This is a genomic window from Streptomyces sp. C10-9-1 (assembly GCF_024497955.1).
GTDB classification, from domain to species: domain Bacteria; phylum Actinomycetota; class Actinomycetes; order Streptomycetales; family Streptomycetaceae; genus Streptomyces; species Streptomyces sanyensis.
Window position 1 is genome coordinate 246,227 of the sequence record NZ_JANHKP010000008.1, and the last position, 14,785, is coordinate 261,011.

Genomic DNA, 14,785 nt, shown 5'->3' on the forward strand with positions numbered 1-14,785 from the left:
GCATGCTGTGCCTTTGCGGCTACGGCGCCCGCGCGCGGCGCACCCCGCACCACGGCGAGCAGACGAGCAACGGGCAACGACCCCACGGCGGTCACGGCATGGAGCAGCGCATGACTCACACCTTCCCGGACGTGTCCATCAGCACGGAGCGGTTGGTGCTGCGCCCCTACGAGGACGCCGACATCCCCGCGCACACCGAGATGATGAACGACGAGATGACCGCCGCCTGGACCTCGGCGCCGCACCCCTACACCGCCCGGGACGCCGGGGACTGGGTGCACCGCAGGGCGCCGGAGGAGCGCACCTCGGGGCGAGGAATCGTCTTTGCGGTCACCGAGTTCCTCACCCATCGGCTGGTCGGCTGCGTGGCGCTGGGGAACACCGACTGGCGCACCCGCGCCACCGAGGTCTCCTATGTGACCGCTCCCTGGGCCCGGGGCGAGGGCTATGCCACCGAGTCCGTGCTCGGCGTCGCGCAGTGGCTCTTCCGGGACCGGCGCTTCGAGCGGATGGAGCTGCGCACCGCGGCCGACAACACCGCCGCGCAGCAGGTGGCCCAGAAGGCCGGCTGCCTCAGCGAGGGGGTCCTGCGCAACGCCTGGACCGTACGCGCCCCCGGGCCGGACGGGGGCTGGAGCGAGCTCCGCACCGACCTGATCGTGTGGAGCCTGCTCCCCGAGGACCTGGAAGCCGACCGTCTGGCCGACGCGGGCTACTCCTCCGGCGCCGACTGGAACTGAGCTCCCTCCGCGCGGCCGCACGGACCCACCCGTCCGCGAGGCGCCCGCACCCGGACCGCGGCCGGCGCCCCGTATCCGGGGACCGCGCTCGCGGCGGACCGGTACGCTGCACCCAGCGGAACTGCCCTGCGCCTCACGCACGCCCCCGACCTGCAACAACTTCAGGAGACTGACGAGATGGCCGACCGGGTCACGGTGATCGGGTGGGACGGTTCGCCCCTGACCCGTGCTGCCACCTCCGCACTCTCCGCCGCCACCCTCGTGGCCGGCGCCGCCCACCACCTCGCCCTGCCCGAGGTCCCCGCCGGGGCCGAGCGCATCCGCCTCGGCAGCCTCGACCTCGCCGCCCGGCGGATCGCCGGGCACCGCGGAAGCGCCGTGGTCCTCGCCGACGGCGACCCCGGGTTCTTCGGCGTCGTGCGGACCCTGCGCGCCCCCGAGCACGGCCTGGAGGTCGAGGTGGTCCCCGCCGTCTCCTCGGTGGCCGCGGCCTTCGCCCGGGCCGGGATGCCGTGGGACGACGCCCGGATCGTCGTCGCGCACCGGCGCACCCTGCGCCGCGCGGTCAACGTCTGCCGGGCGCACGGCAAGGTCGCGGTCCTGACCTCGCCCGGCGCGGGCCCGGCCGAACTGGCCCTGCTGCTCGACGGGGTGCACCGCACCTTCGTGATCTGCGAGGAACTCGGCACCGACCGGGAGCAGGTCACCGTGCTCACCTCCGACAAGGCCGCCGACCACGTCTGGCGCGACCCCAACGTGGTCATCGTCGTCGGGGGAGCCCCGCCCTCCGCGGGGCCGGCGCCCACCGGCTGGATCGCCGGCCACGAGGCGGGGTACCCGCCGCCGCGGCGGGGCTGGGCCCTCCCGCCCGCCGAGCCGGGGCCCGGCCCGGCGGACGAGGGCGAGTCCCCTGCACTGCGCGCCGCCCAACTGGCCCGCCTCGGGCCCCGGACCGGCGACCTCGTCTGGGACATCGGCAGCGGCGGCGGCGCACTGGCGGCCGAGGCAGCGGGCTTCGGCGCCGCGGTCATCGCCGTCGACGCCGACCCCGCGGCCTGCGGGCGCACCGAGGCCGAGGCCCGGCGCCTCGGCGTCCGGGTCCAGGTGGTCCAGGGCAGGGCCCCCCAGGTGCTGGAGCGCCTGCCGGAACCGGACGTCGTCCGCATCGGCGGCGGCGGGGCCGCCGTCGTGACCGCCGTCGCCGACCGCCGCCCCCAGCGGATCGTCACCCACGCCTCCACCCGCGACCGCGCGGAGGCCGTGGGCGCCGCACTCGCCGCGGGGGGCTACGAGGTCGAGTGCACCCTCCTCCAGTCCGTCGAACTCGACCCCGGCGACTGGACCGAGAAGGATCGCGCCGTCGTCTTCCTGCTCTGCGGGCGGCACCCCGATCCCGCCGACTCCCGTCCCGGCGCCACGGGCGCGTAGCGCTCCTCACACCTCGGGCCCGAACCCCCTTCGGGGGCCTTCGCGCGGTAGGCTGGCCGATCGTTGTACCGCAGGCGGGCGTTCTTCGATTTGTTCTTCAATGCCCGGAAAAGGGAGTCGCTTTGGCTCCCGTTTGTGGTATGTCGGAACCGGGGGGACGCGCGACGTGGCGCAGCCCACAGCGGACCGTGGCGGATCGCGCCGCCGCGGTGCCGGTCGACGGCGACCGAGCATGGGGTCGGGAGTCGATCGTGCCGCGCGGCGCACATGCTCGTTAGGTGTTCACGGGCGTCAGGTGTGCCGGTCGGACGCCCCGGGTGATGGGCGAAGGAGCAGAACCGATGGGCGAGGGGTACGCATGACCGACACCGGCCAGGTCCCGGGCGAGGGGCTGCCGGAGGGCGCAGGCACGGCGGAGCAGCCGGGCGTCCCCGCCCCCGGCGCCTACCCCTACCTCGAACCCACCGCGCAGCCATCAGAGGAAGACGACCTCCTGCTCATGCCGGGTGCCCAGGGCGCGTGGAGCGAGCACTCCGCCGCCGCGCCCGCTCCCGCGCCGGCGCACGCCCCCGTCGCCGAGCAGTACGCAACCGCGAGCGCTCCCGTTCAGCAGCCCCACCACCCGGCGCCTGCCGACGCCTCGCACGGCGGCGGGTACGCCCCGGCTCCCCCCAGCGCCGCATACGGCCACGCCCCGGCCGCCGCCGGCGGGCAGGCGCCCGTCGCCCCGCAGTCCGCCGGAACGGCCGCAGCCGCCCCCGCGGGCCCGCCGCAGCAGCTCCCGCCCGAGCAGCCGACCGCCGCGGAGCACACCCACCCCGGGCCCGGAGACCCTTCAGGGGGCGACGGAACCGCCTTTGCGGCAGCCGCCTTCCCGCCCGGGGCGGACGCCGTCCCGCAGGCGCCGCACCCGGCTCCCGCCCTTCCCGACGAGGACGCCCACGAGCCCGGCGCCCACGAGACGGGAGGCCGGGACTCCGGCGCCGTCGACCTCGGGGCCGTGCGCACGCCCGCGGCCGCCACCACCGCCATGCCGACGCCGCCGCCCGCACGCCGCCCCCTGCACATGGGACCCCCGATGCCCGAGGCCACCAACTCCGTCGTGCGCTCCCTTGCCGACCGCGGCCCCGCGGGCGCCACCCCGCCGCACCCGTTCGTCGTGCAGGCGGGCGCCCCCACCCCGCCGGGCACCGGTGTCGAGTACCTGGACGTTCCCCGCGAGGGGACGGCCGGTGCCGGGCTGCCCGCACCCCAGCTCGCGGATATCCCGCCGCAGGCCGGGGCTCCCTGGGACCCCCAGCCGCCGCAGCCGCCCAAGGCCCCGGAAGCGGCCGCCGGGCCCTCCGCCCCGGAAGCGGCCGCCGGGCCCTCCGCCCCGGAAGCGGCCGCCGGGCCCTCCGCCCCGGAGGCCGCCGCCGCCCCGGAGGCGCCGGGCGGTGCGGCCGGGCCCGTGGCACCCGCCGGGCAGACGGCGACCGCCCCGGCCTCCCCGGCCGGGAGTGTGGCACTGCCCGAGGAGCAGGCTCCCGAGGCCGCGACGCAGCAGGCGGAGCCCGTCCCGGCCGCGGCACCCCTCGCTCCCGAGGCCGGAACCGCCCCCGCGGAGGTTCCGGCCGGGACTCCGGTTGAGGTTCCGGCCCGGGTGGAGCCCGTTCCCGTCGCCGTCCACCCGGTGGGTGCGCCCGAGTCGGTCCCCGAGGAGGGAGCCCCGGAGCCGGTTGCCGAGGGTGCCGGTGCGCCGGTGGCGGAGGTGGCCGGTCCGGTGTCGGCCGACGGGGGAGCGGGCGAGGCGGTCGCCGCCCCGGTGGCGGACCCCGGTCCGGCTCCGGCCGGGACCCCCGCCGAAGTCTCCGCCGAGGCCCCCGCGGAGGTTCCGGCCGGGACTCCGGTTGAGGTTCCGGCCCGGGTGGAGCCCGTTCCCGTCGCCGTCCACCCGGTGGGTGCGCCCGAGTCGGTCCCCGAGGAGGAGGGAGCCCCGGAGCCGGTTGCCGAGGGTGCCGGTGCGCCGGTGGCGGAGGTGGCCGGTCCGGTGGCGGCCGACGGGGGAGAGGGCAAGGCGGTCGCCGCCCCGGCGGCGGACCCCGGTCCGGCCCCGGCCGGGACCCCCGCCGAGACCGAAGCCCCGGCAGTGATCGCGGCTCCCACCGCGGAAGCCCCCGACGCGCCCGCCGACGCCGGGCCCGCCCCCGCCGACGCCCCGCTGGACGCCGGGCCCGTTCCCGCGGGTGCCCTGCCCGTCGCCCCGGACGCCGGAACCGAGGCAGCCTCCGCCGACGGCGCCCCGGCCGCGCCCGCCACGGACCCCGTCGCCCCCGAGCAGCCCGCGGCCGACGCCGCCCCGGAGGCCCCCGCGTCCCCCGAGCAGCCCGCGGCCCCCGCCGGCCCGCCCGCGCCCGGATACGACGAGGCCGAGCGCCAGGCGGTCCTGCGCGTCATGCGCGAGCGCCGGGACATCCGCAACGGCTTCCGCAGCGACCCGATTCCCCACGACGTCCTGCTGCGCGTGCTGGAGGCCGCCCACACCGCGCCCAGCGTCGGACACTCCCAGCCCTGGGACTTCGTCGTCATCCGCTCCGCGGAGACCCGGCGCACCATGCACGAACTCGCCCAGCGCCAGCGCGAGGCGTACGCCTCCACCCTCCCGAAGGGCCGCGCCAAGCAGTTCAAGGAACTGAAGATCGAGGCCATCCTCGACACCCCGGTGAACATCGTGGTCACCGCCGACCCCACCCGGGGCGGCCGCCACACCCTGGGGCGGCACACCCAGCCGCAGATGGCGCCCTACTCCTCCGCGCTCGCCGTCGAGAACCTCTGGCTCGCCGCCCGTGCCGAGGGCCTCGGCGTCGGCTGGGTCTCCTTCTTCGACGAGCGTGAGATGGTCCGCACGCTCGGCCTTCCGGAGCACCTGGAGGTCGTCGCCTACCTCTGCGTGGGGTACGTCGACGCGTTCCCCGCAGAACCCGAACTGATGCAGGCGGGCTGGTCCAAGCGCCGCCCGCTGTCGTGGGTCGTCCACGAGGAGACCTACGGCCGACGGGCGCTGCCCGGAGAGGAGCCCCACGACCTGCTCCAGGAGACCGTCGCCACGATCAGGCCGCTGGACGCCAAGGCGCTCGGCGAGGCATGGGAGCGGCAGAAGCGCATGACCAAGCCGGCCGGTGCCCTCGGCATGCTGGAGATCATCTCCGCACAGCTGAGCGGCCTGTCCCGGATGTGCCCGCCGCCCGTGCCCGAGCCCGCCGCCGTCGCGATCTTCGCCGGCGACCACGGGGTGCACGCCCAGGGCGTCACCGCCTGGCCCCAGGAGGTGACCGGCCAGATGGTCGCCAACTTCCTCGGCGGCGGAGCGGTGTGCAACGCCTTCGCGGGCCAGGTGGGTGCCGAGGTCTGCGTCGTGGACGTCGGTGTGGCCGCCGACCTCCCCGCCACCCCGGGCCTGCTGCCGCGCAAGGTGCGCCCGGGCACGGCCGACTTCACCACGGGCCCGGCGCTCTCCCGCGAGGACGTGCTCGCCGCCGTCGAGGTGGGGATCGAGACCGCCCGGGACCTCGTGGCCGCAGGGAACAAGGCCCTGCTCACCGGGGAGATGGGCATCGCCAACACCACCTCCTCCGCCGCCCTGATCTCCGTCTACACCGGCGCCGACCCCGCCGAGGTCACCGGGCGCGGAACCGGCATCAACGACGAGATGCACGCCCGGAAGGTGGACGTCGTCCGCCGGGCCCTGGAACTCCACCGGCCCGACCCGGCCGACCCGGTGGGCGTCCTCGCCGCCCTCGGCGGCCTGGAGCACTGCGCCCTCGTCGGCCTCATCCTGGGCGGCGCCTCCCTGCGCACGCCGGTCATCCTGGACGGTGTGAGCACCGGAGCGGCGGCCCTGGTCGCCCGGGCCATCGCCCCCGAGTCCCTGGCGGCGTGCATCGCGGGCCACCGCAGCGCGGAGCCCGGCCACGTGGCGGCCCTCGGCAAGCTCGGCCTGCGCCCGCTGGTGGACCTGGACCTCCGCCTCGGCGAGGGCACGGGCGCCCTGCTGGCCCTGCCCCTCGTGCAGAGCGCGGCCCGCGCCATGCACGAGGTGGCCACCTTCGACTCCGCAGGGGTCTCGGAGAAGTAGCCGCACCGCACCGGGCCCGGGACCCCGCCGCACGGCCGGGCCCGGGCCCGGTGCCAGGCCGGCAACGGGGCCCGTACCCTGGTCACCGGTGCCCCGCCCGGCGGCGGAGCCCGCCCCGGCCCACCGCCGCTCCACCGCCGCAGCGGCCCCGTCCCCGCACCACCCGCACGAGGAGCCGCACCGCCATGCCCGAGCCCGCCGAGCACCCCGCGTACCCTGTCGGACTCCGCCTGTCCGGGCGCCGAGTCGTCGTCCTCGGCGGTGGCCAGGTGGCCCAGCGGCGCCTGCCCGCCCTGGTCGCGGCCGGTGCCCTCGTCACCCTGGTCTCCCCCTCGGCGACCCCGTCCGTGGAGGCCATGGCCGACGCGGGCGAGATCACCTGGCTCCGGCGGCGCTACGAGGACGGCGACATCGGCGACGCCTGGTACGCGCTCGTCGCCACCAGCGACCCGGAGGCCAACGAGCGCGCCTCCGCGGAGGCCGAGCGGACCAAGACCTGGTGCGTCCGCAGCGACGACGCCGAGGCCGCCACCGCCTGGACGCCCGCCACCGGGCGGAGCGAGGGCGTCACCGTCGCCGTGCTCACCGGTCGCGACCCGCGCCGGTCCGCGGCGGTGCGGGACGCCGTCGTCGAGGGGCTCAGGGACGGCACCCTGGCCGCCCCGCACCGGCGCACCCGGGAGCCCTTCGTCGCACTCGTCGGCGGCGGCCCGGGCGACCCCGACCTGATCACCGTGCGCGGCCGGCGGCTGCTCGCCGAGGCCGACGTGGTGATCGCGGACCGCCTCGGCCCGCGCGACCTCCTCGACGAACTCCCCCCGCACGTCGAGGTCATCGACGCGGCCAAGATCCCCTACGGCCGCTTCATGGCCCAGGAGGCCATCAACAACGCCCTGGTCGAGCACGCCAAGGCGGGCAGGTCCGTGGTGCGGCTCAAGGGCGGCGACCCCTATGTCTTCGGGCGCGGCATGGAGGAGGCGCAGGCGCTCGCCGAGGCCGGCATCCCCTGCACCGTGGTCCCCGGCATCTCCAGCTCCATCTCGGTGCCCTCGGCCGCCGGGATCCCCGTCACCCACCGGGGCGTGGCGCACGAGTTCACCGTCGTCAGCGGGCACGTGGCCCCCGACGACCCGCGCTCCCTGGTGGACTGGGCCGCCCTCGCCAGGCTGACCGGCACCCTGGTCGTCCTCATGGGGGTCGACAAGATCGGCGCCATCGCCGCGGCCCTGGTCGCCCACGGCCGGTCGCCGGAGACCCGGGTCGCCCTCGTCCAGGAGGGCACCACGGCCGCCCAGCGCCGCGTGGACGCCACCCTGGGCACCGTGGCCGAGGCCGTCCGCGCCCACGAGGTGCGCCCGCCCGCCGTCATCGTCATCGGGGACGTCGTCGGCGTCGGCACCCCCGCCCGCGGCTGAGCCCGCCCCGGCGGACCGGCACCCCTCGCACCGCACCACCGGAAGGCAGGCACCCGTGGCCGACGTCCTCACCGTCGACGATCCGGACGACCCCCGTCTGTCCGACTACACCGGACTCACCGACGTCGAACTGCGCCGTCGGCGCGAGCCGGCCGAGGGCCTGTTCATCGCCGAGGGCGAGAAGGTCCTCCGGCGCGCCCTGCAGGCGGGCTACCCGATGCGCTCGCTGCTGCTGTCCGCCAGGTGGCTCGACGCCCTGGCCGATGTCGTCGAGCGCGTGGACGCCCCCGTCTACCTCGTCGAGCCCGCCCTCGCCGAGCAGGTCACCGGCTACCACGTGCACCGCGGAGCCCTGGCCTCCATGCAGCGCAGGCCGCTGCCCGACGCCGCGGAGCTGCTGGCCGCGGCGCGCCGGGTGGCGGTGCTGGAGTCGGTCAACGACCACACCAACATCGGCGCGATCTTCCGCAGCGCCGCGGCGCTCGGGATGGACGCCGTGCTGCTCTCTCCCGACTGCGCCGACCCCCTCTACCGCAGGTCCGTGAAGGTCTCCATGGGCGCGGTGTTCTCCGTGCCCTACGCACGGCTCGCCCCGTGGCCCCAGGGCCTGGCGGCCCTGCGGGAGTCGGGCTGCCGGCTCCTCGCCCTCACCCCGGACGGGCAGGCGGTCCCGCTGGACGAGGTGGCGCCCCACCGGCTGGAGCGGGTGGCCCTGATGCTGGGCGCGGAGGGCAGCGGACTGTCGCCGAAGGCGCTCGCGGCGGCCGACACCCGGGTGCGCATCCCGATGGCGCACGGAGTGGACTCGCTCAACGTGGGGGCCGCGGCGGCGGTCGCCTTCTACGCCGTGACCGCGGGCCGCTCCGGCGGCTGAGCGCTCCGGCGGGACCGCCGGGCCGCACCGGCCGGTGTCCCGCGGGTCAGAGCTTCTGCGCCGCCGCGATGCCCAGGGCCACGATCAGCGTCACCACGAAGAAGACCACGATCCGCTGCCGCAGCAGCCGCGGGTTCGCGGGCCTGAGCCCCGTCGAGGTCGTGCGCACGCCGGGACGGGTGCCGCCCCGCCGCCCGGTGGTGGACGCGCCGCCGCCGGTCCGCGGCGACGCCGGCCGGCGCCGCGTGCCGCGGACCGGGTGGCCGGTGGAGTGCGGCCGCGGTGCGGAGGACCCCCCCGTGCGCCGCTCCGCGTGCTCGGTGCGCTCGGTGTAGCGCGCGGTGGGCCGGCTGAGCTCCACCCGCTCCCGGGGAGCCGGCGGGCGGGCGTCGTGCAGTCCCTGCGCCTCCCGGGCGGCGATCTCCTTGAGCCGCATGGACAGCTGGAGGGTGCTGGGCCGCTCCTCCGGGGCCTTCGCCAGGCACGCCGCCACCAGCGGGGCCAGCGCGTCGTGGACCCCGTGCAGCTGCGGCTCCTCGTGCACCACCCGGTACAGCATCACCTCGGAACTCCCGTGGCCGAAGGGGGAGTCCCCCATGGCCGCGTAGGCCAGGGTCGCACCGAGCGCGAAGACGTCCGTCGCGGGTGTGACCGCCGCGCCCCGCACCTGCTCGGGTGCGAGGAAGCCCGGCGAGCCCACGGCCGTGCCGACGTGGGTGAGGGTGCTCGCGCCCGTCGCCCAGGCGATGCCGAAGTCGATGATGCGCGGCCCCTTCGGGGACAGCAGGATGTTCGAGGGCTTCAGGTCGCGGTGCACCACACCGGCCTCGTGGACGGCGACCAGCCCCTCCGAGAGGGCGGCACCGACGGCTGCGGTGTCGGCGGCCCGCAGCGGGCCCTCCTCGACGACCTTGTCGTGCAGCGAGGGACCCGGCACGTACTGGGTGGCGAACCAGGGGCGGTCCGCCTCCAGGTCCGCCGCGACCAGCCGGGCCGTGCATCCGCCGCGGATCCGCCGGGCGGCGGACACCTCCCGGGCGAACCGCGAGCGGAACTCCTGGTCCTCCGCGAGGTCCGGCCGGATCACCTTCAGCGCCACACGCTGGCCCTTCCGGTCGGACCCCAGGTAGACGACACCCATCCCGCCGGCCCCAAGCCGCCGGTGCAGCCTGAACGAGCCGACGACACGCGGGTCCTCGCGCCGGAGCCGCATCATCGCCATCGTCCGTCCCCTACCTCGGTGGGAGGCCCCACCCCTGCTGCCCGGTCATCGGTCTGACGGGCCACAGCTTACGTATCCGTGTGGCGGGGCGCGCAGAGGCCGCGCCCTCTCCCACGGATCGATTGTCAGTGCCCGGTGGGAGAATTGAGCGGTGGTCAGGGGAGTGCGGATCCCGCTCCGCTCGGCCGTGCGAGATCTCAACGGTCAATCGCAGAAGGGGGATTGGATCGATGAAGGGCGATCGGGTGGAGATCGTGGTGGACGCCGGTGACACCACCCGCACCTACGAGGTGGTGGCGGCCCGGGCGGGCCGCAGGGTCGAGACGGCCGTCCGCAGAGGGGTGGTGGAAGTGAGCGAAGTCACCAGGTCGGGCACCGTGGTGCGCACCGCGCGGTTCATGGCCGCCCGGGTCCTGGCGCTGGTCGAGCAGCCCGTGCAGGTCGAGGCCCCCGCCCCCCTCCGGGATGACCCGGGGCAGCCGGGCCCCGGTCTCCACCCAGCGGAGTAGTACGGGGCGCGGGGGGTCATCCTCCGGGAGGCCGGGCAAGCGGTACGCGGGCATGACGACCGCGGCCCCGGCCTTCCCTAGTGTTGGTTCCAAGCGGCGGGTGCAGCACTCGTCCCCCGAGGTCAGACACCCGCCGCTGCCGACACGAGGAACAGGAGAGGGACATGGCGGACACGACGTCGCGCACGTCGCACGCGGGGCTCGGCGTCCGCCCCTCCGGCACCCGCCACCCGCTGGTCGCGACGGCGATGGTGCTCCCTCTCGCGGCACTGCTCGTGGTCGCCTTCGGCGGCTGGGACGCGGTGGTCGTACAGGCGTCGTCCGTGGGCGTGATGCTGGGGCGCTGATCGGCGCCCCGGGCCCGGAAGAGCGGTCCGGGCCGGGGACATCGGGCCGACAGCCCCGTGGGGACGGGGGTGCGGCGGACGGCTGCGTTCGGCCGGCCGGCTGGGGAGCCGGCCGGCCGAACGCGCATGTGCCCCGGCGGCGGAGGCCCCGCGGGGGCGGATACGCTCGGCGCCGTGACCGCCGCCCTCGTCCGCAGCCTCTCCCGCCTCGCCCGTACGGCGGCCCATCCGGCCGCACCCGCCTGCCCCGCCTGCGGATCGGCCGACGAGACCCTCGCCGACCGGCCCGACGGCACCGTGGTCCGCCACGGGGACGCGGTCGCCAAGGCCCACGCGCCGGGCACCGAGGCGGGGCCCCACGCGGTGCGCCTGGCCGTCGCCGGGCACCCGGCGCTCGCCGGCGTCCTGCTCGCGCCCCTGCCGGAGCGGGCCACCGGGCCGGCGGGCCGGCCCCTGTCGGCCTGGCCCTACGGACGCCCCGTCGACCCGGCCGACCCCGAGGCCGCGCCCTGGGAGCAGGCGGCCGTCCTGCTCGCCCGGATGCACCGGGTGGACCCGGGGGTGCTCCCCGGGCCGCTGCCGCCGATGCGCGGTCCCCTCAAGCTCGCCGCGGCCCTTGCGCGGATGGAGCGGGAGGCGGGCGGCCACCCCGCCGCGGCCGAGGTGCGCAGGGCATGGCGGGGGCTGCCCGGGACGGTCCGCGGCGCAGGCGGCCGCGCCCCGGTGCCCGCCGCCCTGTGCCACGGCGACCTCCACCTGGGGCAGCTGGTGCGCCACCCCGCGCCGGACGGCCCCTGGGTGCTGATCGACGTCGACGACCTGGGGCTCGGAGACCCGGCGTGGGACCTGGCCCGCCCGGCCGCCTGGTTCGCCGCGGGACTGCTCGCCCCCGACGTCTGGCTGCGCTTCCTCGGGGCCTACACCGACGCCGGGGGACCGGCCGTCCCCGATCCCGCCGATCCCTGGCGCACCCTCGACGCGCCCGCCCGCGCCCTGACCGTGCAGACCGCGGCACTCGCCCTGGCGCGGGCCGCCGCGGCCGGACGCGAGCCCGACGAGGTGGAGCGGGCGGTGCTGGACGCTTGTACCCGAATCGGGACACTGGCACCCGAGTTGGAACGAGGCGCCCCGTCGTAGGGTGAGATCGGCGCCGTCGCCGCCCGGAACCGGGGCGCGGTGGCCGTTTCCTTCCACACGAGGAGAGGCAGAGCAGACGATGCAGTGTCCCAAGTGCCATGCGGCGATGCACACCTACAACCGCAACGGCGTCCAGATCGAGCAGTGCAGCGGCTGCCGGGGGATATTCCTGGACTACGGGGAGCTGGAGGCGCTGACGCGCCTGGAGTCGCAGTGGGTGCAGCAGGCACCGCCGCCGCCCGCCCCCGGCGGCTACCCGGCGGCTCCCGCCCCCGCCGCACCGGCCTGGGGCGCCCCGCACCACGGCGGGCACCACAAGCACCACCGCAACCGCGGTTTCGGGCGGATGCTGTTCTCCTCCTGAGCGTCCCGGCCGCCGGTGCGGCGGCCGGAGCACGGCGAAGCCCCCGGCCGCAGGGCCGGGGGCTTTCGGACGGTGCGCGATACTGGGATTGAACCAGTGACCTCTTCCGTGTCAGGGAAGCGCTCTCCCGCTGAGCTAATCGCGCGGGACGACCTCCGGGGCGACCCGGGGGACGGTGTGGTGCGTGCGCGATACTGGGATTGAACCAGTGACCTCTTCCGTGTCAGGGAAGCGCTCTCCCGCTGAGCTAATCGCGCGGGTGTCCTTGCGGACCAGTGGACGATACTGGGATTGAACCAGTGACCTCTTCCGTGTCAGGGAAGCGCTCTCCCGCTGAGCTAATCGTCCGTGGAGGTGGAGACGGGATTTGAACCCGTGTAGACGGCTTTGCAGGCCGTTGCCTCGCCTCTCGGCCACTCCACCCGGAGTGCGGGGTCCGGGAAGATCCCGATCCCCCTTCTCGAGCGGACGACGAGATTCGAACTCGCGACCCTCACCTTGGCAAGGTGATGCTCTACCAACTGAGCCACGTCCGCCTGTCGTTTCCGGCCCGCTTGCGCGTCCCGGCGACGTGTTGAACTCTAGCGGATTCCCGGGCCAGTACAAAAACGCGTTTGTGCAGCGTGCTGCCGTGTGTGCCCGTCGCCCCCGGTCACGGGGGGTGCCCGGCCCCCTCGGGCCCGCCCTTCCGCACCCCGGGCGGCGCCGGTCCTACACTCGCAGACGTGCACGACCTCGCTCCTCTGGCCCGCTTCGGCCCCCTCCTCGCCACCGACCTCAGGGACGTCACCAGCGACCCCGCGGCCCTCGACTCCTCGGGTTTCTGGGCCGTGGCCGCCGACTTCGAGGGCGGGCTGACCTGCGCGCGCTTCGGCGACGTGCGGTCGGTGCCGGTCCCCGCCCCCGAACCCGGGCGCTGGCGCGGCCCGGCGGCCGGGGAGTGGACCTCCTCGCTCGACCGCGCCGCCTACACCGCCGGAGTGCGCCGGATCCGGGCGCACATCGCGACGGGCGAGGTCTACCAGGCGAACCTGTGCCGGGTGCTGTCGGCCCCGCTGCCGGGGCCCGGAGCGGGCGACGTCGACGCGCTCGCCGCCCTGCTGGCGCAGGGCAACCCCGCCCCCTATGCAGGAACGATTCGGCTTCCGGCGCACGGAGTGGAGATCGCGAGCGCCTCCCCCGAGCTCTTCCTGCGCCGCACCGGTCGCACGGTGGAGTCCGGCCCGATCAAGGGCACCGGCCGCACCGCCGAGGACCTGCTGGAGAAGGACCACGCCGAGAACGTGATGATCGTGGACCTGGTCCGCAACGACCTCGGGCGCGTCTGCCGCACCGGGACCGTGACGGTGCCCGCGCTCTGCGCCGTGGAACCGCACCCGGGCCTGGTCCACCTGGTCTCCACGGTCCGGGGCGAACTCGCCCCGGGAGCCGGCTGGCCCGAGCTGCTGGCCGCGGCCTTCCCCCCGGGGTCCGTCACCGGGGCGCCCAAGTCCAGCGCCCTGAGGATCATCGACGCCCTGGAGACCGCGCCCCGGGGGCCCTACTGCGGCGGGATCGGCTGGGTCGACGCCGACCGGGGCACCGCCTCGCTCGCCGTCGGCATCCGCACCTTCTGGATCGACCGCGGCGCCCCGGGCGGACCCCGCCTGCGCTTCGGCACCGGAGCGGGGATCACCTGGGGCTCCGACCCCGACCGGGAGTGGGAGGAGACCGAGCTGAAGGCCTCCCGGCTGCTCGCGATAGCGTCGGGCGCGTACCAGGCGAGCGGAAGGACTGCGGGATGAGGCTCTGGGTCAACGGTGGCCTCCGGGACGTCGAGGACGCCCGGGTGTCCGTGCTCGACCACGGCATGACCGTGGGCGACGGGATCTTCGAGACCGTCAAGGCGGTGCGCGGGCGGCCCTTCGCCCTCACCCGCCACCTGGAGCGGCTCACCCGGTCCGCGCACGGGCTGGGCCTGCCCGAGCCCGACCACGACGAGATCCGGCACGCCTGCGCGGCGGTCCTGGACGCCAACCCGATGCCGCTCGGCCGCCTGCGCATCACCTACACCGGCGGCCTCTCCCCGCTCGGCTCGGACCGCGGCACCGACGGCCCCACCCTGGTGGTCGCCCTCGGCGCGACGGCGGAGCGCCCCGACACCACCGCCGTGGTCACCGTGCCCTGGACCCGCAACGAACGCGGTGCCCTCGCCGGGCTGAAGACCACCTCCTACGCGGAGAACGTGGTCGCCCTCGCCCGCGCCCACGAGCAGGGCGCCTCCGAGGCGCTGTTCGCCAACACCGTCGGGCGGCTGTGCGAGGGCACCGGCTCCAACGTCTTCGTCGTACTCGACGGCGAGATCCACACCCCGCCCCTCGCCTCCGGCTGCCTGGCCGGCATCACCCGCGCCCTGGCCGCGGAGTGGACGGGCGCCCGCGAGACCGACCTGCCGATGGACGTCCTCCACCGCGCGCAGGAGGTGTTCCTCACCTCGACCCTCCGCGACGTGCAGGCCGTGGTCCGGATCGACGGGAGGGAGTCGGGGACGGCCCCCGGGCCCGTCACCGCCAAGGCCATGCGGATCTTCCGGGAGCGCGCGGCGGCCGAGCCCGACCCCCGCTGATCCGGCGGCACCGGCTCGGCGGAATTGGGT

The 14,785-nt window shown here is 76.3% G+C and carries 12 protein-coding genes and 5 tRNA genes; 11 read left to right on the forward strand and 6 right to left on the reverse strand.

Going from position 1 to position 14,785, the window contains the following annotated elements; all coding sequences use genetic code 11:
- Nucleotides 1-110: 110 nt before the first annotated feature.
- The 5 genes from NPS70_RS13875 (at nt 111) to NPS70_RS13895 (ending at nt 8,571) form a co-directional block, all read left to right on the forward strand.
- Nucleotides 111-740, forward strand: a complete 630-nt coding sequence (locus tag NPS70_RS13875; protein WP_256524514.1) for a GNAT family N-acetyltransferase — start codon at nt 111-113, stop codon at nt 738-740.
- 177 nt (nt 741-917) lie between these two features.
- Nucleotides 918-2,168 (forward strand): precorrin-6y C5,15-methyltransferase (decarboxylating) subunit CbiE, encoded by a 1,251-nt coding sequence (gene cbiE / locus NPS70_RS13880; protein WP_256524515.1) that lies wholly within the window; start codon nt 918-920, stop codon nt 2,166-2,168.
- A gap of 358 nt (nt 2,169-2,526) precedes the next feature.
- Nucleotides 2,527-6,282, forward strand: a complete 3,756-nt coding sequence (gene cobT, locus NPS70_RS13885; protein ID WP_256524516.1) for a nicotinate-nucleotide--dimethylbenzimidazole phosphoribosyltransferase — start codon at nt 2,527-2,529, stop codon at nt 6,280-6,282.
- Nucleotides 6,283-6,467: 185 nt separating this feature from the next.
- A complete protein-coding gene (gene cobA / locus NPS70_RS13890; RefSeq protein WP_256524517.1) occupies nt 6,468-7,697 on the forward strand; it encodes a uroporphyrinogen-III C-methyltransferase in 1,230 nt (409 codons plus the stop codon).
- Between the two features lie 55 nt (nt 7,698-7,752).
- On the forward strand, nt 7,753-8,571 hold the full coding sequence (locus NPS70_RS13895; protein ID WP_256524518.1) for an RNA methyltransferase: 819 nt from the start codon (nt 7,753-7,755) through the stop codon (nt 8,569-8,571).
- Nucleotides 8,572-8,617: 46 nt separating this feature from the next.
- Here NPS70_RS13895 and NPS70_RS13900 read toward each other — a convergent pair whose 3' ends face one another.
- A complete protein-coding gene (locus NPS70_RS13900; RefSeq protein WP_256524519.1) occupies nt 8,618-9,793 on the reverse strand; it encodes a serine/threonine-protein kinase in 1,176 nt (391 codons plus the stop codon).
- A gap of 230 nt (nt 9,794-10,023) precedes the next feature.
- Between NPS70_RS13900 and NPS70_RS13905 the strand changes: the two genes are divergently transcribed.
- From NPS70_RS13905 to NPS70_RS13920, 4 genes are all read left to right on the forward strand, one after another.
- On the forward strand, nt 10,024-10,302 hold the full coding sequence (locus NPS70_RS13905) for a hypothetical protein (RefSeq protein WP_256524520.1): 279 nt from the start codon (nt 10,024-10,026) through the stop codon (nt 10,300-10,302).
- A gap of 164 nt (nt 10,303-10,466) precedes the next feature.
- Nucleotides 10,467-10,649 (forward strand): hypothetical protein, encoded by a 183-nt coding sequence (locus NPS70_RS13910; protein WP_256524521.1) that lies wholly within the window; start codon nt 10,467-10,469, stop codon nt 10,647-10,649.
- Between the two features lie 174 nt (nt 10,650-10,823).
- On the forward strand, nt 10,824-11,786 hold the full coding sequence (locus NPS70_RS13915) for an aminoglycoside phosphotransferase family protein (RefSeq protein ID WP_256524522.1): 963 nt from the start codon (nt 10,824-10,826) through the stop codon (nt 11,784-11,786).
- Nucleotides 11,787-11,865: 79 nt separating this feature from the next.
- On the forward strand, nt 11,866-12,150 hold the full coding sequence (locus tag NPS70_RS13920; protein ID WP_256524523.1) for a zf-TFIIB domain-containing protein: 285 nt from the start codon (nt 11,866-11,868) through the stop codon (nt 12,148-12,150).
- A 73-nt stretch (nt 12,151-12,223) separates the two neighbouring features.
- Here NPS70_RS13920 and NPS70_RS13925 read toward each other — a convergent pair.
- From NPS70_RS13925 to NPS70_RS13945, 5 genes are all read right to left on the reverse strand, one after another.
- Nucleotides 12,224-12,295: transfer RNA gene (locus NPS70_RS13925), tRNA-Val, on the reverse strand.
- A gap of 40 nt (nt 12,296-12,335) precedes the next feature.
- A tRNA-Val gene (locus tag NPS70_RS13930) sits at nt 12,336-12,407 on the reverse strand.
- 19 nt (nt 12,408-12,426) lie between these two features.
- Nucleotides 12,427-12,498, reverse strand: a tRNA-Val gene (locus NPS70_RS13935).
- A gap of 1 nt (nt 12,499) precedes the next feature.
- A tRNA-Cys gene (locus NPS70_RS13940) sits at nt 12,500-12,573 on the reverse strand.
- 40 nt (nt 12,574-12,613) lie between these two features.
- Nucleotides 12,614-12,686 (reverse strand) — tRNA-Gly (locus tag NPS70_RS13945).
- Between the two features lie 189 nt (nt 12,687-12,875).
- On the opposite strand from NPS70_RS13945, the gene NPS70_RS13950 reads away from it, so the two are divergent.
- Both NPS70_RS13950 and NPS70_RS13955 read left to right on the forward strand, forming a co-directional pair.
- The gene (locus NPS70_RS13950) at nt 12,876-13,934 is read left to right on the forward strand and encodes a chorismate-binding protein (protein WP_256524524.1); all 1,059 of its coding nucleotides are present in this window, start codon (nt 12,876-12,878) and stop codon (nt 13,932-13,934) included.
- Entirely contained in the window at nt 13,931-14,755 is an 825-nt protein-coding gene (locus tag NPS70_RS13955; RefSeq protein ID WP_256524525.1) for an aminotransferase class IV, read from the forward strand. The genes NPS70_RS13950 and NPS70_RS13955 overlap by 4 nt, the downstream gene beginning before the upstream one ends.
- Nucleotides 14,756-14,785: the final 30 nt, after the last annotated feature.

Bases quoted from the DNA above. Each gene is read 5' to 3' on its own strand.
- NPS70_RS13875 (WP_256524514.1), top strand. From the start codon at position 111: ATGACTCACACCTTCCCGGACGTGTCCATCAGCACGGAGCGGTTGGTG.
- cbiE (WP_256524515.1), top strand. From the start codon at position 918: ATGGCCGACCGGGTCACGGTGATCGGGTGGGACGGTTCGCCCCTGACC.
- cobT (WP_256524516.1), top strand. From the start codon at position 2,527: ATGACCGACACCGGCCAGGTCCCGGGCGAGGGGCTGCCGGAGGGCGCA.
- cobA (WP_256524517.1), top strand. From the start codon at position 6,468: ATGCCCGAGCCCGCCGAGCACCCCGCGTACCCTGTCGGACTCCGCCTG.
- NPS70_RS13900 (WP_256524519.1), bottom strand. From the start codon at position 9,793: ATGGCGATGATGCGGCTCCGGCGCGAGGACCCGCGTGTCGTCGGCTCG.
- NPS70_RS13905 (WP_256524520.1), top strand. From the start codon at position 10,024: ATGAAGGGCGATCGGGTGGAGATCGTGGTGGACGCCGGTGACACCACC.
- NPS70_RS13910 (WP_256524521.1), top strand. From the start codon at position 10,467: ATGGCGGACACGACGTCGCGCACGTCGCACGCGGGGCTCGGCGTCCGC.
- NPS70_RS13920 (WP_256524523.1), top strand. From the start codon at position 11,866: ATGCAGTGTCCCAAGTGCCATGCGGCGATGCACACCTACAACCGCAAC.
- NPS70_RS13955 (WP_256524525.1), top strand. From the start codon at position 13,931: ATGAGGCTCTGGGTCAACGGTGGCCTCCGGGACGTCGAGGACGCCCGG.